At 68.5% G+C, this 21,282-nt stretch carries 17 protein-coding genes; 11 read left to right on the top strand and 6 right to left on the bottom strand.

Translation table 11 applies throughout. The annotated features are described in order from the left end of the window. Positions 1-77 precede the first annotated feature (77 nt). From CJ014_RS08635 to CJ014_RS08625, 3 genes are read left to right on the top strand one after another with little or no spacing between them, the layout of a single operon-like run. A complete protein-coding gene (locus CJ014_RS08635) occupies positions 78-980 on the top strand; it encodes a carbohydrate ABC transporter permease (RefSeq protein ID WP_100080059.1) in 903 nt (300 codons plus the stop codon). Next, positions 977-1,804, top strand: coding sequence for a carbohydrate ABC transporter permease (locus tag CJ014_RS08630; RefSeq protein ID WP_100080058.1), 828 nt, complete (start codon positions 977-979; stop codon positions 1,802-1,804). Before CJ014_RS08635 ends, CJ014_RS08630 begins: the two co-directional genes overlap by 4 nt. Continuing rightward, a complete protein-coding gene (locus tag CJ014_RS08625; RefSeq protein WP_100080057.1) occupies positions 1,801-2,868 on the top strand; it encodes an ABC transporter ATP-binding protein in 1,068 nt (355 codons plus the stop codon). The genes CJ014_RS08630 and CJ014_RS08625 overlap by 4 nt, the downstream gene beginning before the upstream one ends. An 86-nt stretch (positions 2,869-2,954) precedes the next feature. Here CJ014_RS08625 and yicI read toward each other — a convergent pair whose 3' ends face one another. Further along, positions 2,955-5,273, bottom strand: coding sequence for an alpha-xylosidase (gene yicI / locus CJ014_RS08620; RefSeq protein ID WP_100080056.1), 2,319 nt, complete (start codon positions 5,271-5,273; stop codon positions 2,955-2,957). Positions 5,274-5,589: 316 nt separating this feature from the next. Here yicI and CJ014_RS08615 point away from each other — a divergent pair, with 316 nt between their 5' ends. The 7 genes from CJ014_RS08615 (at position 5,590) to CJ014_RS08585 (ending at position 15,165) form a co-directional block, all read left to right on the top strand. Continuing rightward, on the top strand, positions 5,590-6,621 hold the full coding sequence (locus CJ014_RS08615) for a LacI family DNA-binding transcriptional regulator (protein ID WP_165790797.1): 1,032 nt from the start codon (positions 5,590-5,592) through the stop codon (positions 6,619-6,621). Between the two features lie 76 nt (positions 6,622-6,697). Next, complete coding sequence (locus tag CJ014_RS08610; protein WP_100080054.1) at positions 6,698-9,103, top strand: MGH1-like glycoside hydrolase domain-containing protein; 2,406 nt, start codon at positions 6,698-6,700, stop codon at positions 9,101-9,103. Between the two features lie 156 nt (positions 9,104-9,259). Beyond that, positions 9,260-10,240 carry a BMP family protein gene (locus tag CJ014_RS08605; protein ID WP_100080053.1) on the top strand — a complete coding sequence of 327 codons (981 nt, stop codon included), beginning with the start codon at positions 9,260-9,262 and terminating at the stop codon, positions 10,238-10,240. A gap of 8 nt (positions 10,241-10,248) precedes the next feature. Beyond that, positions 10,249-11,664: an amidase gene (locus tag CJ014_RS08600; protein WP_100080052.1), complete on the top strand. Its 1,416-nt coding sequence runs from the start codon at positions 10,249-10,251 to the stop codon at positions 11,662-11,664. Then, positions 11,661-13,178, top strand: a complete 1,518-nt coding sequence (locus tag CJ014_RS08595; RefSeq protein WP_100080051.1) for an ABC transporter ATP-binding protein — start codon at positions 11,661-11,663, stop codon at positions 13,176-13,178. The genes CJ014_RS08600 and CJ014_RS08595 overlap by 4 nt, the downstream gene beginning before the upstream one ends. Further along, positions 13,178-14,227 (top strand): ABC transporter permease, encoded by a 1,050-nt coding sequence (locus tag CJ014_RS08590; RefSeq protein ID WP_100080050.1) that lies wholly within the window; start codon positions 13,178-13,180, stop codon positions 14,225-14,227. Before CJ014_RS08595 ends, CJ014_RS08590 begins: the two co-directional genes overlap by 1 nt. After that, positions 14,224-15,165, top strand: a complete 942-nt coding sequence (locus CJ014_RS08585) for an ABC transporter permease (protein ID WP_100080049.1) — start codon at positions 14,224-14,226, stop codon at positions 15,163-15,165. The genes CJ014_RS08590 and CJ014_RS08585 overlap by 4 nt, the downstream gene beginning before the upstream one ends. Before the next feature lie 25 nt (positions 15,166-15,190). Here the strand turns inward: CJ014_RS08585 and CJ014_RS08580 are convergent, their stop codons facing one another. From CJ014_RS08580 to truB, 4 genes are all read right to left on the bottom strand, one after another. Further along, entirely contained in the window at positions 15,191-15,466 is a 276-nt protein-coding gene (locus tag CJ014_RS08580) for a hypothetical protein (RefSeq protein WP_100080048.1), read from the bottom strand. A 357-nt stretch (positions 15,467-15,823) separates the two neighbouring features. Further along, positions 15,824-17,962 (bottom strand): polyribonucleotide nucleotidyltransferase, encoded by a 2,139-nt coding sequence (gene pnp, locus CJ014_RS08575; RefSeq protein WP_100080047.1) that lies wholly within the window; start codon positions 17,960-17,962, stop codon positions 15,824-15,826. A gap of 282 nt (positions 17,963-18,244) precedes the next feature. Continuing rightward, positions 18,245-18,514 carry a 30S ribosomal protein S15 gene (gene rpsO / locus CJ014_RS08570; protein WP_100080046.1) on the bottom strand — a complete coding sequence of 90 codons (270 nt, stop codon included), beginning with the start codon at positions 18,512-18,514 and terminating at the stop codon, positions 18,245-18,247. A gap of 147 nt (positions 18,515-18,661) precedes the next feature. Continuing rightward, positions 18,662-19,573, bottom strand: a complete 912-nt coding sequence (gene truB / locus CJ014_RS08565; protein ID WP_100080045.1) for a tRNA pseudouridine(55) synthase TruB — start codon at positions 19,571-19,573, stop codon at positions 18,662-18,664. A 184-nt stretch (positions 19,574-19,757) separates the two neighbouring features. On the opposite strand from truB, the gene CJ014_RS08560 reads away from it, so the two are divergent. Then, entirely contained in the window at positions 19,758-20,594 is an 837-nt protein-coding gene (locus CJ014_RS08560; protein ID WP_100080044.1) for an EamA family transporter, read from the top strand. A gap of 2 nt (positions 20,595-20,596) precedes the next feature. On the opposite strand, the gene CJ014_RS08555 is transcribed toward CJ014_RS08560, so the two are convergent. After that, positions 20,597-21,238 (bottom strand): glutathione S-transferase family protein, encoded by a 642-nt coding sequence (locus CJ014_RS08555; RefSeq protein WP_100080043.1) that lies wholly within the window; start codon positions 21,236-21,238, stop codon positions 20,597-20,599. Between the last annotated feature and the right edge of the window lie 44 nt (positions 21,239-21,282).

Genomic DNA, 21,282 nt, shown 5'->3' with positions numbered 1-21,282 from the left:
TGAAAGGCGCTCCGGCTTCGGCCGGGCGCCGATCCGTTGACCCGCAATCGCCCGCCGGGCGGACGTGGGGAGGACCGATGCGACGCCTCTATTCCAGCCTCGTCGATGGCCGGGGATTCGATCTCTGCCTGATCGGCATCCCGCTCGCCTTCCTCATCGTGCTCTCGGGCATCCCGCTTATCTACAACGTGGTGATGAGCTTCCAGGCCGTCGACATGTTCAGCCTCGGCAGCTTCATCCGTCCCTGGGTCGGCTTTGAAAACTATCGCCAGTTGATCGCCCAGCCGGAATTCTGGCCGATCATGGGCCACACGGCGACCTTCCTCGCCGCTTCGATCGCCGGCCAGTTCCTCCTCGGCTTCGCGCTCGCCCTGTTCTTCTGGACCAATTTTCCCGGCGCCTCCTGGCTGCGCGGCCTGTTCCTGGTGTCCTGGGTGATGCCGGGCCTGGTGGTCGGCGCCGTCTGGAACTGGCTCTTGTCGGGCGATTTCGGCGTCTTCAACTTCGTGCTGCGCGAGCTGCACGTCATCTCCGGCAACGTCTTCTGGCGCTCCGACCCGAATTTCGCCCTGTGGAGCGTGATCATCGCCAACATCTGGCTCGGCACCTCCTTCAACATGATCCTGCTGTCGGTCGGCCTCTCCTCGATCCCCGCCGATCTCTACGAGGCTGCCGAGCTCGACGGCGCCGGTGCCCTGACCCGCTTCTGGACCATCACCCTGCCGATGATGCGCTCGACCATCGGCGCGCTGATCTCGCTCGGCCTGATCTTCACCTTGCAGCAGTTCGACCTGTTCGCCGCCATCACCTCGGGCGGCCCGAACAACGCCTCCAACGTCGCGCAATACTGGGCCTGGGATCTCTCCTTCAAGCAGTACGACTTCGCCAAGGGCGCCGCCATCTCGGTGATCATGATCGCCGTGGTGATGGTCGCCTCCGTCTACTACGTCCGGTCGACCCGCCACGAGGTGCGAGGATGAGCGAGACCTTCCGCAACCGGCTGCTGCTTCTCGTCGCGCTGCTGCTCGCCGCCGTCTATCTGTTCCCGCTCTACTGGATGTACATCACGGCGCTGAAGACCGGCTCGGAGATGTTCAGGGCGCCGCCCTCCTTCTGGCCGGACGACCCCCAGTGGTCGATCTTCCCCTTCGTCTTCCAATTGAAGGGCATGGGCCGGTTCCTCTGGAACTCGGTGGTGATCGCCTCCGGCTCGGTGGCGCTGATCGCCGTGCTCGGCACCGGCGCCGCCTATGTGCTCGCCCGCTATCGCAACGTCTGGATCGACGTCGGCCTGTTCCTGGTGCTGATGCTGCAGGTGCTGCCGGCCTCGCTGATGATCACGCCGATCTTCGTGCTGTTCACGCTGACCGGCATTCTCGATTTCCCGCGCACGGCGGTGATCCTCGCCATCGCCGCCAAGAGCATGCCCTTCTTCATCGTGCTGGTGCGCGCCACCTTCATGAGCGTGCCGATGGAATTGGAAGAGGCGGCGCTGGTCGACGGCAACTCGCGGGCCGGCGCCTTCTGGTCGATCGTGCTGCCGCTCGCCAGGAACGGCATCCTCGTTGCCGCCATCCTGATCTTCATGCAGGCCTTCGGCGAGTTCGTCTATTCGAAGTCGCTGATCCAGGAGATCGAGCTGCAGCCGAGCTCGGTCGGCCTCAACGCCTTCATGGGCCCGAACACCAACGAATGGAACCGGATCATGGCCTTCGCCTCGATCTACGTGACGCCCATCCTGGCGACCTTCGTGCTGCTGCAGCGGCGCATCGTCTCTGGCCTGACCTCCGGAGCCCTGAAATGACCAAGCAGATCGAATTTTCCGGCGTCAACAAGCATTACGGCGCCTACCATGCCCTGAAGGACATCGATCTGTCGATCGATAAGGGCAGCTTCGTCGCCCTGGTCGGCCCGTCCGGCTGCGGCAAGTCGACGCTGTTGCGCTCGCTGGCCGGCCTCGAGAAGATCACCGGCGGCGACATCTCGATCGCCGGCGAGGTGGTGACGACCCTGCCGCCGCGCAAGCGCGACGTCGCCATGGTGTTCCAGTCCTACGCGCTTTATCCGCACATGACGGTGGAGGAGAACCTCACCTATTCGCTGCGGGTGCACGGCGTCGCCAGGGCCGAGCGGAAGCAGGCCGCCGCCGAGGTCGCCGCCACCACCGGCCTCGCCGATCTTCTTCATCGCTATCCCCGCGAACTCTCCGGCGGCCAGCGCCAGCGCGTCGCCATGAGCCGGGCGATCATCCGCAACCCCAAGGCCTTCCTGTTCGACGAGCCGCTCAGCAACCTCGACGCCGCGCTGCGCGTCCATATGCGCAAGGAGATCCGCGCCCTGCACGACCGGCTCGGCGCCACTTCGGTCTACGTGACGCACGACCAGATCGAGGCGATGACCATGGCCGACCATGTCGTGGTGCTGCGCGCCGGCGTCATCGAGCAGCAGGGACGGCCGCTCGACCTCTATGACAAGCCGGCCAACAAGTTCGTCGCCGGCTTCATCGGCTCGCCGGCCATGAACTTCCTGCCGGCGACGGTGACCGAAGGCGGCTCAGTCGCCATCGACATCGGCAACGGGCCGCTCAGCCTGGCGATTGCGGTCGCCGCGCCGGCCGGCGCCAGGGTGCTGGTCGGCATCCGGCCCGAGCATTTGACGCTGACCGCGCCCGGCGAAGGCCGCTTCGACGCCTCCATCGCCTTCACCGAGTCGACGGGCTCGACCACCTTCGTCACCACGGCGACGACGCCCGAGCTGATGGTGGTGGAGACCGGCCGCCGCATGGTCGCCAGCGGCGATCGGGTCGGCCTTTCCTTCGGCGACGCCAGCATCCATGTCTTCGACGCGGCCACGGAACGGCGGCTCTGATCGGCCTTCAGGCCCGAAGAAAAACCCCGGAAGCCAGGCTTCCGGGGTTTCTGCTTCGGATCGTCGCCGTGGAGAAGGCGCAGCCGTCAGGCTGGTGGGAGGGTGATCCGAAGCGGGCCGGCGGCACGGAGGATGACGCCGCCGGAACGCTGTTCGAAGTCGTCGCTGCCCTCGACGGCGGCAACATGCCCGATGCCGACGAGACGGAGCGCGTAGGGATGGTCGCGGTCGGGCGTCGCGGTGAGCACGTCGCCGTCGCGATGCACCGTCAATGTCAGCGCCGGTGCGCCGGTGCGATAGTCCGGCACCGTTGCCGCGGCGCTGGCGCCATCGGCGAGCTGATGGAGGGCAAAGGTGACGCCGTCCGCGTAATCGTAGTCCGGCCGGCGGTCGTTGCCGCCGAAGGCGATGAGGCTGCCCGGCCGCACGTAGAGCGGCAGGCTCATGACGCCGTGCGTCTCGCGCCGCCAGGCCGGCCCGTCCGCCACTTCGCCGGTGAGAAGCTGCGTCCAGCGTCCCGCCGGCAGATAGACCGTCACCTCGCCGTCCTTGTCGAACACCGGCGCGACGAGCAGCGACGGCCCCAGCATGAACTGGCGGTCGAGCGTCTCGGCGCCGGGATCGTCGGGGAATTCGATGAGCATGGCCCGGAGCATCGGCACGCCGGTTGCCGACGCCTCGACGGCGGCGGCGTAGAGATAGGGCATCAGCGAGCACTTGAGACGGGCGAAGTCCCTCAGCACGGCCTCGGCCTCCTGGTCGAACAGCCAGGGCACCCGATAGGACTTGGAGCCGTGCAGGCGGCTGTGGCTGGACAAGAGGCCGAAGGCGCACCAGCGCTTGTAGACGTCGGCCTCGGCGGTGTTCTCGAAGCCGCCGATGTCGTGGCTCCAGAAGCCGAAGCCGGACAGGCCGAGCGACAGGCCGCCGCGCAGCGTCTCGGCCATCGCCGGATAGTCGGAATAGCAGTCGCCGCCCCAGTGCACCGGGAAGCGCTGGCCGCCGACGCTGGCCGAGCGGGCGAACAGCACGCTTTCGCCGCGCGTCTCGATCAGCGCGTCGTGCACCACCTTGTTGTAGAGCAGCGAATAGTAGTTGTGCATCCTCACGGGGTCCGAGCCGTCGTGCCAGACGACGTCGGTCGGGATGCGCTCGCCGAAATCGGTCTTGAAGGCGTCGACGCCCATGGCGACGAGGCGCTTGAGATGCCCGGCATACCAGGCGACCGCCTCGGGATTGGTGAAATCGACGATCGCCTGGCCGGCCTGCCAGAGGTCCCATTGCCAGACGCTACCGTCCGCCCGCTTCAGGAGATAGCCCTTCCGCGCCGCTTCGTCGAACAGCTTCGAGGCCTGGGCGATATAGGGATTGATCCAGAGGCAGACCTTCAATCCCTTGTCCCTGAGGCGCCGCAGCATGCCCTCGGGATCTGGGAACACCTCGGGGTCCCATTCGAAATCGCACCAGTGAAGGCCGCGCATCCAGAAGCAGTCGAAGTGGAAGACGTGGAGCGGGATGTCGCGCTGGAGCATGCCGTCGATGAAGGCATTGACGGTGCCCTCGTCATAGTCGGTGGTGAACGACGTCGTCAGCCACAGGCCGAACGACCAGGCCGGCGGCAGCGCCGGCCGGCCGGTGAGGCGCGTGTAGCGCTCCAGCACCGCCTTCGGCGTCGGCCCGTCGATCAGGTAATATTCGAGCGCCTCGCCCTCCACGGCGAACTGCACCTTCGATACCTTCTCCGACGCCACCTCGAAGCCGACGCGGCCTGGGTCGTTGACCAGCACGCCCCAGCCGCGGTTGGTCAGGAAGAAGGGGATGTTCTTGTAGGCCTGGGTGGTGGAGGTGCCGCCGTCCTCGTTCCAGATGTCGATGCTCTGGCCGTTCTTGACGAAGGGCGAGAAGCGCTCGCCGAGGCCGTAGACCAGCGTGCCGACGTCGAGATCGAGCCGCTCGAACACATGCGGCGGCTCGCCCGCAACGCTGGCGTAGCCGGTTTCCCGAAAGGCGGTGCCGGTGAGCCGCCTGCCGCCGCGCGTCACCTCGGTGCGCCAGTCGCCGTCCTTGGCGATCGTCAGCGTCAGTCCGCCGGACGTGAAGCAAAGCGTGCTTTCGTTGTCGACGATGGTCGGCCGAAAGGTCTCGTCCGGAAAGAGCTCGAAGGCGGGGCCGTGCTTGGCGGCGCCCTTGTGATGGGCGATGCGCACGCCGATGACGCCTTGCATCGGCGCGGTCAGCGTCAGCGTCAGGGTCGGCGCGTTGATCTGGTCGGCGCGTCCCCGGCCGCGTCCGGCGAGCGCCAGGATCTCGGCCTTGCGAGCGTCCGTCCGCACAGCATGCACGTGGTGCGGATTGAGGATGCTCATGCCTGCCGGCAGCAGCCAGTTGCCGTCGCTGAACTTCATCGCCTTCCTCCCGGGGCGCTCCGCCGGCAGGCGGGGCGCACGCCGGCCGTTCGTCGCCAAGACCTTCGTGGGTCTTGCGATTCCACGGCCTTCCTCCATTCCGTAAACGTTTACGACGATAGCGGTGGCGGCATCGTCTGTCAAAGGGCTTTTGTATCGGAGGATTGTCTCCGCATAAGCGGTCAACAGGCAGATTTCCTCGACCGCGCCCGGTGTTCCGTCTATTGATCGAACACCGGATTTTTGCTGAAAGACGGCGGTGGCGGTCGGTCGGCCGCTCCGGAATGGCTCCAGCGTTGGTTGGGAGGGCGAGGGATTGGGCATCAAGGAGCTGGCGCGCCATCTCAACATTTCCATCGGCACGGTGTCGCGGGCGCTCAACGGTCATCCCGAGGTCAACGCCGAGACGCGCAAGCGCGTGCTGGAGGCCGCCGCGGCGCTCGGCTACGCGCCGGACCAGGCCGGGCGCAGCCTCCGCCAGGGCACGCTCAACGTCGTGGCGCTGCTGCTCTCCACCGATCTCACGTCGAAGACCGACACCATGTTCTTCATGGAGCTGTCGCGCGGCATTCAGGATCAGTTCGCCGAGCACGGTCTCGATCTCGTCATCCACCTGAACAAGCCGGGCATGGACATGCTCGACCGGGTGAAGCGCATCGTCGAGCGGCGGCAGGCCGACGCGCTGATCCTCGCCGAGACGCGCGACGATGACCCGCGCCTCGATTATCTCGCCGGCCGTGGCTTCCCGTTCGCCACCATGGGCCGCTCGTGGTCGGGGGGCAGCCATCCCTGGATGGACCTCGATTTCGATTCCGCCATGCGCGCCGCCATCGATCGCCTCGCCGGCTTCGGTCACCGCCGCGTGGCGCTGGTCACCGGCGACCCCGGCTACATGCTCGACAGCATGCTGCGCGACGCCTACCGGCGCGAGCTCGCCGGCCATGATCTCGCCGTCGACGAGGCGCTGATGATCAAGGCCGACACCCACGAGGAGGGCGGCTACCGGGCGATGACCGACTTCCTCGCCATGTCCGCGCCGCCGACGGCGGTGATCTTTCCCCATTACCGGGCGGTGGTCGGCGCCTATGCCTGCCTGGCGGAGGCCGGCCTGCAGCCGGGCCGCGACGTGGCGATCCTCAGTTGCTCGGCCGATACCACCATCGCCCAGTTCATGGCGCCGCCGCTCACCTGCTTCCGGCTCGATCTCTACGGCCTTGGCGGCCGCCTCGCCCAGGCCTTGCTCGCCTCGATGCCGCGCTTTGCGGAAAGCTATGGCAGCGCCCTTGTCCAGGAGATCTGGCCGTGGGAGCTGATCGGCCGCGACAGCGACGGCTTCCGCGTCGGCTGACGCATTCCGGACGGCGATGGACAGGCGTAGATCTTGGCGGAGGGCGGAGCCGATTCGCCCGCTTCCGGAGACGACCATGCGCGAGGAAAGCCTGTCCTTTCCGCCCTATCCGACCGAACCGTCCGGGCGTGACGAAACGGTCGAGGTCAGGGTCGGGACATCCGGCGGCAATCGGGTCTTCGAGCTGACCACCACGGCCGCCCGGCGCGACAATCCCTCGCGTCACAGGCGGATCGGGGAACGGCCTGCCGATCCGCGCATCCTGACGGGGTCGCCGCTGTTCGATGCGCTCTTCGCCCAGGCGATCGACGACGCCCGGCTCAACGCCGTCTCGTCGATCCGCGACGGCGCCTATCGCCATGGCGAGCCGATCCCCTGCGACTGCTTCCAGACCGGCGAGAAATGGACCTATGTCTGGACGCGCGACGTCTCCTACGCCACCCATCTCGGGCTGGCGGTGCTCGACCCCGAGCGGGCGGCCACCACGCTTCTCTACAAGGTCAGCCCGTTCCGCGACGGCCTCGTCCTGCCGGACGGGCTGCCGGTGGGCAGCCTGCAAATCGTCCAGGATACCGGTTCGGGCGGCAGTTGGCCGGTCAGCACCGACCGCGTCTCCTGGGCGTTCGGCGCCGAGGCGCTGCTCGCGACCCTTCACGGCGCTGCCCGCGCCGCCTTCGCCGACACCGCCTTGCGGGCGCTGTCCGGCACCATCGAGGCCGACCGGCTCGCCGCCTTCGATCCCGCCGACGGGCTCTACCGGGGAGAGCAGTCCTTCCTCGACTGGCGCGACCAGACCTATGCCCCCTGGGTGATCGACGATCTCACCACCATCGCCACCTCCAAGGCGCTGTCCACCAACGCCTGCCATTTCAAGGCGCTCGACCTCGCCGCCCGCCTCGCCGCCGAGCGTGGCGACACGGCGGCCGCCGATCGCTATGCCGGCTGGGCTGCCGATCTTCGCGCGGCCGTCGATCGCGGCTTCTGGCTGGAAGAGAAGGGCCTCTACGCTTCGATCACCACGCCCGACAGCCCGGCGCGGCCGGTCGAGACGTTCGACATGCTCGGCCTGTCCCTGGCGATCCTGACCGGCATTGCCGGCCGCGAGCGGGCGCGGCGGATTCTGTCGGCCTATCCGCACGTACCTTTCGGCGCCCCCGTCTACTACCCGGCCCAGCCGGATGTCTTCTGCTACCACAATCGCGCCATCTGGCCGTTCGTTACCGCCTATGAGCTGCTGGCGGCCGTGGAAGTGGAAGCCGTCGCCGCCATCGATCACGCCTTCGAGTCGCTGGTGCGCGCCGCCGCGCTCAATCTCGACAACGTCGAGAACCAGGAATGGCTGACCGGCCGCACCTGGTTCGACGACGGCCCGTGCATTTCCTCGGCGCGCCAATTGTGGTCGGTCGGCGGCTATCTCGGCATGGTGACGACGGCGATCTTCGGCTACCGGCCGGCGGCGGAAGGCTTTCGCATCGCGCCCTTCCTCACCGCGCATGTCCGCGATCGGCTCGGCGACGACAGGGCCGAGCTCCATGGCCTTGTGCATCACGGCCGGCGGTTCGCCATCGCGCTCAACCTGCCGCCGCGTGCCGCCGGGCAGGGACATTTCGCCCTGCGCGAGGTGCGCCTCAATGGCGCGCCGGTAACCGGCCTCGTCGCCGACGCCTTGCTTCGGGACGACAATACCGTCGACGTGACCTTCGGCGATTTCATCCCCGACGATGCCGGCCTGTCGCTGATTCCCGTCGTCGAGGCCGCCACCCACGACGATCCCCACGTCTTCTCGCCGCGCGAGCCGCGGATCACCGATCTCGTCGTCGAGGATGGGCGGGTGCGCCTCAATTTCGAGGGCCAGCCGCCGCGCTCCGGCCGCCGCGAGGCGCTTCTCTTCACCGTGCTGCGCAATGGCGAGGTGGCGGCCGCCGATCTCTCCGACACCGTCTGGCATGATCCCGTGCCGCTTCGGCCGGGCATCCGCCGCGCCTATCGCGTCGTCGCCCGTTTTGAAATGAGCGGCAACGCGTCGCACCCGTCCCTTGAGGCGGCGATCGAGGCGGATGCCGTCCTGACCATCGGCGTCGATGGTGCCGGCGTCGAGCGGCGAGACGGCCGGCTGATCTTTGCCGACGTGGCGGTACGCGAGGCCGGCGACTACCGGCTGGCGCTCCTCTACCGGAACCACAGTTTTCACATCCAGACCGGCGTCACCAACGCGGTGAAGAGGGTGGAGGTATTCGACGCCGAGGGACGGCGGGTCGCCTCGGGCATCGTGCAGATGCCGCACATGACGCCGGTCAACCCGCTTCGCCGCTCGACGTTCCTGCCGATGCACCTTCGGGCTGGCCGCTACCGGATAGAGATCGATGATTTTTTCAACATGAGCTATCTTTCATCGAACGCCACCTACATCAGTCCCGGCGGCATGAGCGGCCCGCGCAACGAGGCCGATATCCGCGCCCTCGATATGATCCGCGTCGGTTGATTTCCGGCGAGTATTTTGGGGAAGTCGCAGCCGGAGGTAATGGTCCTTTTCCCGGCCCCTTTCATATGCCCAATTTTATGCCTCACGGCAACTTGACAAAATTTTGGGCACTGATACGGCTTTCGAAACACAATCAAGAAGCCAGAGGGGACCACCATGGACTATCGTCTTTCCCGCCGTGCCGTGCTGGCGTCGGGCCTTGCGCTCGGCGTCGGCGGCCTCATCCTGCCGGCGCGCGCCGCCACGCCGCTGAAGGTGGCCGGCATCCACGCCTCGCCGGTTGAGAACGCCTGGAACTCCTGCCTGCACAAGGCCTTGCAGGACGCCGCCGCCGAGGGCGCCATCGAATACACCTTCTCCGAAGGCGTCTCCGGCACCGATTATCCGCGCGCCATGCGCGAATATGCCGAGGCCGGCAACAAGCTGATCATCGGCGAGGCCTATGCCGTCGAGAAGGAAGCCCGCCAGGTGGCCGCCGACTATCCCGACACCGCCTTCGTGCTCGGCTCGTCCGGCGCGGCGGCTGGCGACAATTTCGGCGTCTTCGGCACCTGGAACCACGACGGCGCCTATCTCGCCGGCATGCTGGCCGGCAAGATGACCAAGTCCAACGTCGTCGGCTCGGTCGGCGCCATGCCGATCCCCGAGGTCAACATGCTGATCAATGCCTTCGCGGCCGGCGTCAAGGCGGTCAATCCGGAGGCGAAGCACCTCGTCACCTTCATCGGCACCTTCTTCGATCCGCCGAAGGCGCGCGAGGCCGGTCTGGCCCAGATCGACGCCGGCGCCGACATCCTGTTCGGCGAGCGCATCGGCACGGCCGACGCCGCCAAGGAGCGCGGCATCAAGGCGGTGGGTTCGCTGATCGACTATACGCCGCGCTACCCCGACACGGTGTTCGCCAACGCCCTCTGGGGCTTCCGGCCGATCCTCAACGCTGCCGTGGCCGACGCCGCCGCCGGCAAGCCGGTCGGCAAGGACTACACCGCCTTCGGCCTGATGAAGGAGGGCGGCAGCGACATCGCCTACGTCAAGGGCGTGGCGCCGGCCGATGCCGAGGCGGCCATGGAAGAGGTGCGGGCGAAGATCAAGTCCGGCGCCTTCGAGGTGCCGCGCGACACCGCCGAGCCGAAGTAAGCCGGCTTATGAAGGACGACGCGACAGCGCTGGCCGAGGCGATCCGCACCGGACGCTTAACCGCCGGCGAGGCCATGGCGGCCTCGCTCGCCGCTGCCGCGGCGCGCTCCGATCTCGGCGCGCTCTGCCATGTCGACGCCGACCTCGGCCGGCGCGAAGCGGCCGCCGCCGATGCCGAGCGCCGCACCGATCCCGATCGGTTTGCCGCCCGGCCGTTCTGCGGCGTGCCGACGCTTGCCAAGGATCTCGGCGGCCCGTTTGCCGGACTGCCGGTGGTCGCCGGCTCGCGGCTGTTTTCGCGGCAAAGGCCCGATGCGCCCGACTCCGACCTGGCGAGCCGTTTCCGCGCCGCCGGCCTGCTGCCGTTCGGCATTACCACCGCGCCGGAATTCGGCCTGGCCCTGGCGAGCGAGCCGGCGATCGGTCCCCTCGCCCGCAATCCGCTCGATCCCAGCCGGACGCCCGGCGGATCGTCGGGCGGTTCGGCCGCCGCCGTCGCCGCCGGCATCGTCGCCATCGCGCATGCCACCGACGCCGGCGGCTCGATCCGCGTGCCGGCCGCCTGCTGCGGCCTCGTCGGCCTGAAGCCGGGCCGCGGCGTCATGCCCGCCGGCCCCGCCTTCGGCAACCATCTCGGCGGCATCGCCTCCGAGCTCTGCGTGTCGCGCAGCGTCCGCGATTGCGCGAGCCTGCTCTCGGCCGCCAGCGGCAACACGCGCGGCCCCTTCGCCGATGTCGTCCTGGCCGAGCCGAAGGCCGCGCCGCTCGATATCGGCGTTCTCTGCGAGACGGGTCCGGATCACCCGACGGCGCCCGAGCGGTCCGCGGCCATCGAGGCGGCCGGCCACTTTCTCGAAGCGCGCGGCCATCGGCTGGTGCCGCTCGCCTGGTCGGATGTCGCGGCCATGGCCGCGGCATCGGCGCGCCTTTTCTACGATCTCGTATCCACCAACCTGGCGCTTCTCTCGGAGACGCCCGGCATCGATTTCTCGTTGACCGAGCCCCTGACCCAGGCGTTTGCCGCGCGGGGCAGGGCGCTGACCGCCGCCGCCCTCTGGCGTTCGCAGACGGCCGGCGTTCTGGTCTCGCGCGACCTCTGGCGGCTGTTCGACCGGATCGATGTCCTGCTCGCCCCGATGCTCGCCACGCCGCCGCCGCCGATCGGCTCCTTCCCCTCCGGCCACGACGATACCGACCTGCATCTCGACCGCATGATCTCCCTGGCCCCACTCGCCACGCTCGCCAACATCTCCGGCTTTCCGGCCCTGACCATGCCTTTCGGCGCCGATGCCGGCGGACTGCCGCTGCCCGTGCAGATGTTTGCGCCGCTGGGAGTCGACCGCCGGCTGCTGTCGCTCGCCGCGACGCTCGAGCGGGACGATCGCTGGCAGCACCGCTTCCCCATCGCAGGATTGCCGTCATGACCGAAACGGTTCTCGAGATCGACCGCGTCAGCAAGAGCTTCGGCGACAACAAGGCCAACGACGCCATCTCGATGACGCTGGGGCGCGGCGAGATCGTCGCCCTGCTCGGCGAGAACGGCGCCGGCAAGACCACCTTGATGAGCATCCTGTTCGGCCACTACGTGCCCGACGAGGGCCGCATCCGCATTGCCGGCGCCGACCTGCCGCCCGGCAAGCCGCGCGCCGCCATCCACGCCGGCATCGGCATGGTGCACCAGCATTTCTCGCTGGCGCCCAACCTTACCGTGCTGGAAAACGTCATGACCGGCACCGAGACGCTGTGGTCCTGGCGCTCGGAAGCCGGCCGCGCCAGGGCCAAGCTGAAATCGCTCGCCGAGCGCTTCGGCCTTGCGGTCGATCCCGATGCCCGCCTCGGCGACCTGTCGGTCGGCGAGCAGCAGCGCGTCGAGATCCTGAAGGCGCTCTACAACGACGCCCGCATCCTGATCCTCGACGAGCCCACGGCGGTGCTGACCAATCTCGAAGCCGAGACGCTGTTCGCCACGCTGAAGCAGATGGCCCGGCAGGGCCTGTCGCTGATCTTCATCTCGCACAAGCTCGACGAGGTGATGGCCGCCGCCGATCGCGTCGTCGTGCTGCGCGGCGGCAAGGTGGTGGCCGAGCGCCGGGCGGCCGCAACCTCGAAGGCCGAGCTGGCCGAGCTGATGGTCGGCCACCGGGTCGCCAGGCCCGTGCGCGAGGCGCACGCGCGCGGCGAGGCGGTGCTGGAGGCGGCCGCCGTTTCGGTCCGTATCGACGGCGTCGACCGGCTGAAGGAGGTCAGCTTCCGTCTGCATGCCGGCGAGGTGCTCGGCATCATCGGCGTCTCCGGCAACGGCCAGGCGGCGCTCGCCGGCCTGCTGTCGGGCACGCTGGCCCGCAGCGCGGGCGACATCCTGCTCTATGGCGCGGCGATCGGCGATCTGTCGGTGGCCGGCACGGTGGCCGCCGGCATCGGCCGCATCCCCGAGGACCGCACCCGCGAGGGAGCGATCGGCGAGATGGCCGTCTGGGAAAACGCCGTGCTGGAACGCATCGACGAGCCGCGCTTTTCCCGGCACGGCCTCGTCGACCGCAAGGCTGCCGTCGCCTTTGCCGACGCCATCGTCCGCGACTTCGACGTGCGTGGCGGCGGGCCGCTGACCCGCACGCGTCTCCTGTCGGGCGGCAACATGCAGAAGCTGATCCTCGGGCGGAACCTGGCCGAACGGCCGCGCATCCTGATCGCTGCCCAGCCGGCGCGCGGTCTCGACGAAGGCGCCGTCGCCGCCGTTCACGCCCGCATCCTCGACGCCAGAAAGGCCGGAACCGCCGTGCTGCTGATTTCCGAAGACCTCGACGAGGTGATCGGCCTCGCCGACCGCATCCAGGCCATCGTCGGCGGCCGTCTGTCGCCGCCGGTGTCGGCCGACGAGGTGGATGCGCGGGCGCTCGGCCTGATGATGGCCGGCGCCTGGCAGAAAGAGGCGGCCTGATGCGCTTCGAACGCCGCGAGCATCGTCCGCTCGCCCTGATCGTCCTGACGCCGCTCCTCGCCGTCGCCGCCGCCCTGGCGCTGTCCGGCCTGTTGATCGCCGCCGCCGGCGCGCCGGTCCTGGAAGCCTATTGGCGCATCCTCGTCGGTGCCTTCGGCTCCCGCCTGTCGGCCACCGAGACGCTGACGCGGGCGACGCCCCTGATGTTGACCGGCCTCGCCGCCGCCGTCGCCTTCCGCGCCCGCGTCTGGAACATCGGCGGCGAGGGGCAATTCTATCTCGGCGCCATCGCCGTCGCCGCCGTCGGCTCGCAGCTTCTGGCCGGCGCTCCCGGCTACCTGTCGATGCCGCTGCTCCTGTTGGCCGGCGCCGTCGCCGGCATGATCCTGCTGATCATCCCGCTATGGCTGAGGCTGAGGTTCTCGGTCGACGAGGTGGTGACCAGCCTGCTGCTCAACTTCGTCGCCGTGCTCGTCGTCTCGATGCTGATCGACGGCCCGCTGAAGGATCCCCTGGCCTTCGGCTGGCCGCAGAGCCAGTCGGTGCCGGACGCGGCCATGCTGCCGAAGCTGATGGCCCGCTCGCGCCTGCACTGGGGCTTCGGCATCGCCCTCGTTCTCGCCTTCGTCGTCCACTTCGTGCAGAGCCGCACGGTGTTCGGCCTGAAGTCGCGCGCCGCCGGCCTCAGCCCTGAAGGCGCCGTCTTTGCCGGCGTGCCGCTCGCCCGGACGCTGCTCTTCGTCGCCTGCCTGTCCGGCGGTCTTGCCGGCCTTGCCGGCGCCGTCGAGGTAATGGGCGTCAAGGGTTACGTCACCACCGACCTGTCGCCCGGCTTCGGCTATTCCGGCATCGTCGTCGCCATGCTGGCCGGCCTTCATCCGCTCGGCGTCGTGCTGGCGGCGCTGTTCACGGCCACCATGTTCGTCGGCGCCGACGGCATGAGCCGGGCGCTGAAGATTCCCACCTATATCGCCGACGTCACCGTCGCGCTGTCGCTGATCACCATGCTGGTGGCGGTGTTCTTCGCCCAGTACAGGATACGCCGATGAGCACCTTCGTCGACATCGTCGCTTCGGTGGGCCTCTGGGCGGCGGTGCTCAGGATCGCCACGCCGCTGATCTTCGGCACCCTCGGGGCGCTGCTCTGCGAGCGGGCCGGCGTGCTCAATCTCGGCATCGAGGGCATCATGACCTTCGGCGCCATGGTCGGCTGGCTCGCCGTCTATCACGGCGCCGATCTGTGGACCGGCCTGCTGGTCGCCGCGCTCGCCGGCGCCGTCTTCGGCCTGCTGCATGCCGCGCTGACCGTGACGCTCGGCCTGTCGCAGCACGTCTCCGGCCTCGGCGTCACGCTGTTCGCCTCGAGCTTCAGCTACTATCTGTTCCGCCTGATCGTGCCGCTCGCCGGTTCGCCGCCGACCATCGTGCCCTTCGCGCCGGTGAGCGTGCCGGGCCTCGCCGGCCTGCCCTTCGTCGGGCCGGTGCTGTCGGCTCAGACGCCGCCGACCTATCTGGCGGTACTGCTGGCCCTGCTGCTCGCCTACGTCGTCTTCCGCACGCCGCTCGGGCTCGCCATCCGCATGACCGGCGAAAACCCGCATGCCGCCGAGGCGCAGGGCGTCAATCCCATGGCGGTGCGCTATGGCGCGGTGATCGCCGGCTCGGCGCTGATGGCGGTGGGCGGCGCCTTCCTGACGCTGTCGGCCTTCAACAGTTTCTTTCCGACCATGGTGCAGGGGCGCGGCTGGATCTGCATCGCCCTCGTCGTCTTCGCCTCCTGGCGGCCGGGGCGGGCGCTGTTCGGCGCCTTGCTGTTCGCCTTCTTCGATGCCTTCCAACTGCGCTTGCAGACGGCGGTGGACGGCGTGCCCTATCAGGTGTTCCTGATGACGCCCTACATCCTCTCCATCCTGGCGCTTTGCGTGATGGCGCGGCGCGCCCGCGTGCCGCAGGCGCTGATGCAGCCCTACCGGCGCGGCGAGCGTTGACAGGAAAAGAAGCGGAAGGTTGGTTCTAGAAGCTGCCGCTGTCGCGCAGCGAATGCTCGACGCGCAGGATGCGGCGGGTGAGCGTCAGCGACAGCACCAGGCCGGGGATGGACATCACGCCGATGAAGATCACGATCGGCGTTTCGCCGAGCCCGAGCATGCTGCCGACCGCCCAGGCGAAGGCAACGAGGGCGCCCAGCATTTCGGAGACAATCAGCAGCGTCGCCCCGATCGCCGAGATGACGGCGTCGGTCTTGGTGTAGCGAACCTCGTGGGGCAGATCGTCGGTATTGACCAGCATGAAATTGCGTCCTGGATGCCGCCGTCTTCGCGGCGCGTTCGTCGGCGCGCATCAAGGGCCAGCGGCGGCCCGCTGTCAAGTGCGGAAGGCTGCAAACCGAAAGTCGTCCGAAGCCGCGTCAGCGGCTTCCGGCGCCAAGCGGCGCCCGCGCGGAGCGCGAAAGCCAAGGACCGGAGGTCCGCTGGCGACTGAGGCAAAAATCAAGACCCGAAGCCGCCGAGCGGCTTCCGGCGCCAAGCGGCGCCCGCGCGGAGCGCGAAAGCCAAGGGCCGGAGGCCCGCCGGCGACTGAGGCATAAAGAAAACGGCCGACGTGGGATGCCCCGCGCCGGCCGCCAAGTCTTTCACCGGAAAGAGGTCACTCGCCCTTCGGCTCGGCCCTGTCGTCCTGCTTGATCTCCTGGCCGGTGGCCTGGTCGACCACCTTCATCGACAGGCGCACCTTGCCGCGCTCGTCGAAGCCCATCAGCTTGACCCACACCTTGTCGCCTTCCTTGACGACGTCCTTGACGTTCTGAACGCGCTGCGGGGCGAGCTGGGAGACGTGCACCAGGCCGTCGCGGGTGCCGAAGAAGTTGACGAAGGCGCCGAAGTCGACGCACTTCACCACGGTGCCCTCATAGATGGCGCCGACTTCCGGCTCGGCGGCGATGCCCTTCACCCAGTTCATGGCGGCCTGGATCGCCTTGAGGTCGGACGAGGCGAACTTGACGGTGCCGTCGTCCTGGATGTCGATCTTGGCGCCGGTCTTCTCGACGATCTCGCGGATGACCTTGCCGCCCGAACCGATCACTTCGCGGATCTTGTCGGGGTTGATCTTCATCACCTCGATGCGCGGCGCGTGCTCGCCGATCGACGAGCGGGCGCCGGTCAGCGCCTTGGACATCTCGCCGAGGATGTGCTCGCGGCCGCCCTTGGCCTGGGCGAGGGCGACCTTCATGATCTCCTCGGTGATGCCGGTGATCTTGATGTCCATCTGCAGCGAGGTGATGCCCTGCGCCGTACCGGCCACCTTGAAGTCCATGTCGCCGAGGTGATCCTCGTCGCCGAGGATGTCGGAGAGCACCGCGAAGCGGTCGCCTTCCTTGATCAGGCCCATGGCGATACCGGCGGTCGGCGCCTTCAGCGGCACGCCGGCGTCCATCAGCGCCAGCGACGAGCCGCAGACGGTGGCCATCGACGACGAGCCGTTCGACTCGGTGATCTCCGACACCAGGCGAATGGTGTAGGGGAACTCGTGATGGGCCGGCAGCTCCGGATGGATGGCGCGCCAGGCGAGCTTGCCGTGGCCGATCTCGCGGCGGCCGGGCGAGCCGATGCGGCCGGTTTCGCCGACCGAGAAGGGCGGGAAGTTGTAGTGGAGCAGGAAACGTTCCTTGCGGGTGCCTTCCAGCGTCTCGATGAACTGCTCGTCCTCGCCGGTGCCGAGGGTGGCGACCACCAGGGCCTGCGTCTCGCCGCGGGTGAACAGCGCCGAGCCGTGGGCGCGCGGCAGCACGCCGACCTCGGCCACGATCGGCCGCACGGTCTTGAGGTCGCGGCCGTCGATGCGCAGGCCGGTGTCGAGCACGTTCCAGCGGACGATCTTGGCCTGCAGGTCGTGGAAGACGGTGGCAACCTTTTCCTTGTCGAACTTCGGCTCAATGCCCTCTGGGAACAGCTCGCCGAACACCTTGGCGCGGGCAGCGTCGACGGCGGCGTAGCGCTCTTGCTTGGCGGTGATCTTGTAGGCGGTCCTGAGGTCGGCCTCGGCGATGGCGAGAACGGCGGCCTCGATCTCCGAGACGTCGGGCGCGGCGAACTCGCGCGGCTCCTTGGCGGCGCGCTCGGCCAGGCGGATGATGGCATCGATCACCGGCTGGAAGCCGCGATGGCCGAACATCACGGCGCCGAGCATGGTGTCTTCGTCGAGCTCCTGAGCTTCCGACTCCACCATCAGCACGGCATCGCCGGTGCCGGCGACCACGAGGTCGAGCTTCGAATCGGCCATCTTGTCGACCGGCGGATTGAGGACGTAGGCACCCTCGATCAGGCCGACGCGGGCAGCGCCGACCGGGCCCATGAAGGGCACGCCGGAAATGGTCAGCGCCGCCGAGGCGGCGACCAGGGCGAGGATGTCCGGTGCGTTCACCATGTCGTGGCTGAGCACGGTGACGATCACCTGCGTGTCGCACTTGTAGCCATCGGGGAACAGCGGGCGGATCGGGCGGTCGATCAGGCGCGAGGTGAGCACTTCGTGCTCGGCCGGGCGGCCTTCACGCTTGAAGTAGCCGCCGGGGATCTTGCCGGCCGCGAAGGCCTTTTCCTCGTAGTTGACGGTCAGCGGGAAGAAGTCCTGACCGGGCTTGGGCTGCTTGGCGGAGACAACGGTGGCGAGAACCGACGTTTCACCGAGCGTCGCGAGCACCGCGCCATCGGCCTGGCGGGCGACGCGGCCCGTCTCGAGGGTCAGCTTCTGGCCGGCCCAGTCGATCTCGACTTTCTGGATATCGAACATGCGTTTGTTCCGTTCTTGTCTGGTCCGGCGCGCGGCCCACGGGCAAGACGACGAGACGCTCCTCTCGATACGAGGCGAGCGTCTGGCAATCCTGCCCCAGGGTGCGGGACACGCCGGAGCGGCGCTCGCCCCGGCGGGGCGACGGCGCCTGTCGTTCTTGCCCGCTTCGGCGGGCGGGACCCTACGCCCTCGTCTCAGGGCGGCGGGAAACCGGAGCCACCCCGGCGAACCGGAGTGGCGGAAGGGGGAGGGCGGCGAACCGCCCGTCCCCGGAAAGGTCCGTCAGCGGCGCAGGCCGAGGCGACCGATCAGCGCGGTATAGCGCCCGGCGTCCTTGCGCTTCAGGTAGTCCAGAAGCTGGCGACGCTGGCTCACCAGCTTCAGAAGGCCACGGCGGGAGTGGTTGTCCTTGACGTGGCTCTTGAAGTGCTCGGTGAGGTTGGCGATACGCTCCGACAGGATCGCCACCTGGACTTCCGGCGAACCGGTGTCGCCCTCGAGGGTGGCGTATTCCTTGATGAGAGCGGCCTTGCGCTCGGCAGTGATCGACATCGGTGACTCCTTGTCGTTGGATAACAAAAATGGCCCGGCCGGGATGTCGTCCAGCCGGGTCGGTGCAACCTGTGTCATCAGGTTGCGGCTTCTCTACAGGAAAACGCGTTCGAAAGCCAGCGGCAATCCGAAGCCGGAAAAGCCGCCTCAATCCGGCAGGATCAGGCGGACCGGCTTCAGCTCGCCGTGCTCCACCTTGGCAATGGCGATCAGCCGGCCGCGCTCGAACACGCCGACCGCCTCCTCCTCCACCGGCGCGTCGCGGCCGCGCAGCAGCACCGGATTGCCGTTCCTGAGCCGGATCGCCTGGTCGGACGTCACGTCGAGCTGCGGCAGGTCGGCAAGCGCCGCCTCGATCGGCGTCAGCAGCGCCAGCGCCTCGCCGTCCGCCTCGAGCGCCGCCTGAAGCGCGTCGAGGGTGACCATGTCCTCCTCGCCGAACGGGCCGACGACGAGCCGCCGAAGCTCGACGACATGGCCGGCCGTACCCAGCTTGCGCCCCATGTCGCGGGCGATGGCGCGCACGTAGGTGCCCTTGCCGCACTCGGCCTCGAAGACGGCGGTGTCGGCGTCCGGGCAGTCGATCAGGTCGAGCCGGTGAACCGTCACCGGCCGCGCTTCCAGCTCGACGGTCTCGCCGGCGCGAGCAAGGTCATAGGCGCGATTCCCGTCGACCTTGATCGCCGAGAAGGCCGGCGGCGTCTGCAGGATCTCACCCTCGAATTCGTCGAGCACGGCGTCGATCTCCTCGGCGGCCGGCCGATGGTCGGAGGCGCGCACCACCTCGCCCTCGGCGTCGTCGGTGGAGGTTTCCGCCCCCCAGCGCACGGTGAAGCGGTAGAGCTTGTCGCCGTCCATCACATAGGGCACGGTCTTGGTCGCTTCCCCCAGGGCGATCGGCAGCATGCCCGAGGCGAGCGGATCGAGCGTGCCGGCATGCCCGGCCTTGGGCGTGCCGAAGATGCGCTTCATGGCGCCGACCGCCTGCGTCGAGGTCATGCCATAGGGCTTGTCGAGCACCACCCAGCCGTGGACCGTGCCTTTTTTCTTGCGTGCCATACCCGAATCCTGCGTGCGCCGGCCGGGGATGGAACCCGGCGTGGCGAATGACGGCGGACAATCGTCCGGAAGGCGCCGCTCCTACACCGGCGACCGGAGGAAGGCAAGGCCCGGAGGATTGCGATAGTGGGGCCGGCATGGAAAAGTGGGAACGCCAATCGTCGGCGGATCTTCCGGAGTTCAGATGTCTTTCGGTGTCTTCGCCGCCGTGCTCGCGGCCGCCTTCGTCCATGCCGGCTGGAACGTCCTCGTCAAGGGTGCCGCCGACAAGCTCGCCATGACGATCTCGGTGGCGATCGGCGCCGGCCTGATCGCAGCGGCGCTGCTGCCGTTCCTGCCGCTGCCCGCGCCGGCAAGCTGGCCGTTTCTCGGCGTCTCGGTGCTGCTCCAGAGCGTCTACTACCTGTTGATCGCCCGCGCCTATCGCATCGCCGACATGAGCCTTGCCTATCCGCTGATGCGCGGCGCGGCGCCGGTCGTCGTGGCGCTGTTCGGCGCCGCCGTCTTCGGCGAGGTGCTGGCCGGCGGACAATGGCTGGCCGTCGGCCTGATCTCGGCCGGCGTTGTCGCGCTGGCTCTCGGCGCCTTCCGGCGGCAGCCGCTGGCTATCGCCGGGGTAACGGCCGCCCTTTGCAACGCCATGGTCATCGCCGCCTACACGCTGGTCGACGCCAGCGGCGTGCGCCTTTCCGGCTCGCCGGTCGCCTACGCGCTGCTGCTCGCCGTATTGACGGGCGTGGTCACCGTGGTCCTGGCGCTGGCCGGCGGCGCCCGCCCGCGCCTTGGTGCGCGCACGCTCGGCCTTGGCCTGGCGGGCGGCGCCGCGACCACGCTCTCTTATGGCGTCGCGCTCTGGGCGATGACGCGGGCGCCGGTGGCGCCGGTCGCCGCCCTGCGCGAGACGTCGATCGTCTTCGCGCTGGCGCTATCGCGGCTGGTCTTCGGCGAGAAGCCGGGCAGGCCGCGCATCGCGGCCGCCTTGCTCGTGGTCGCCGGCGTGATCGCCCTGCGACTTGCCTGAAGTCAGCCGGCCGCCGCCGCGCGACTGGCGATCAGCGCCGCCTCGTCTGCCTGCGCCTTCCGGAAGGCCGGGCGGCTGGCGACCCGCTCGATATAGGCGGCGACTTCCGGTGTTTTCTCGTAGATACCGAAGCTGGTCACCCAGGCGAGCGCCGTTCCCCAGAGGACGTCGGCGACCGAGAAGCGCTCGCCGAGCCAGAAGGGTGTGGCCCGCCTCACCTGTTCGTTGACGACGGCGACCACGGTCTCATAGTCGGCGTAGGGGGCGGTGAAGCGCGGCAGCGATGGCCGCTTCATGGCGTGGTCGACCAGCGCCGGCTCGAAGCTCGAGCCGTAGAACACCATCCAGCGCAGATAGGGGCCGCGGCGGGGATCGCCGATCCCCGGCGTCAGGCCGGCCTCGGGAAACAGGTCGCCCAGATAGAGCGCGACGGCCGCCTGCTCGGTGACCACGATGCCCCGATGGCTGATGGCCGGCACCTTGCCCATCGGGTTGACGGAAAGATAGTCCGGCTTCATCTGGTCACCGGCCCGAATGTCCAGGGCGTGGAGGTCGTAGGGCGCGCCGAGCTCTTCCAGCAGGACCCGGATGGCGAAGGCGCGGCTTTGCGGCGCATAGTGAAACGTGATGCGATCGTCGGTCATGACGGCTCCCTCCTTATGGCCGCGTCGGCGGCCCGTCGGAGGAA

The sequence above is a fragment of the Pleomorphomonas carboxyditropha genome, from assembly GCF_002770725.1.
GTDB lineage: Bacteria > Pseudomonadota > Alphaproteobacteria > Rhizobiales > Pleomorphomonadaceae > Pleomorphomonas > Pleomorphomonas carboxyditropha.
This window is presented reverse-complemented; position numbering and strand designations above follow the sequence as displayed.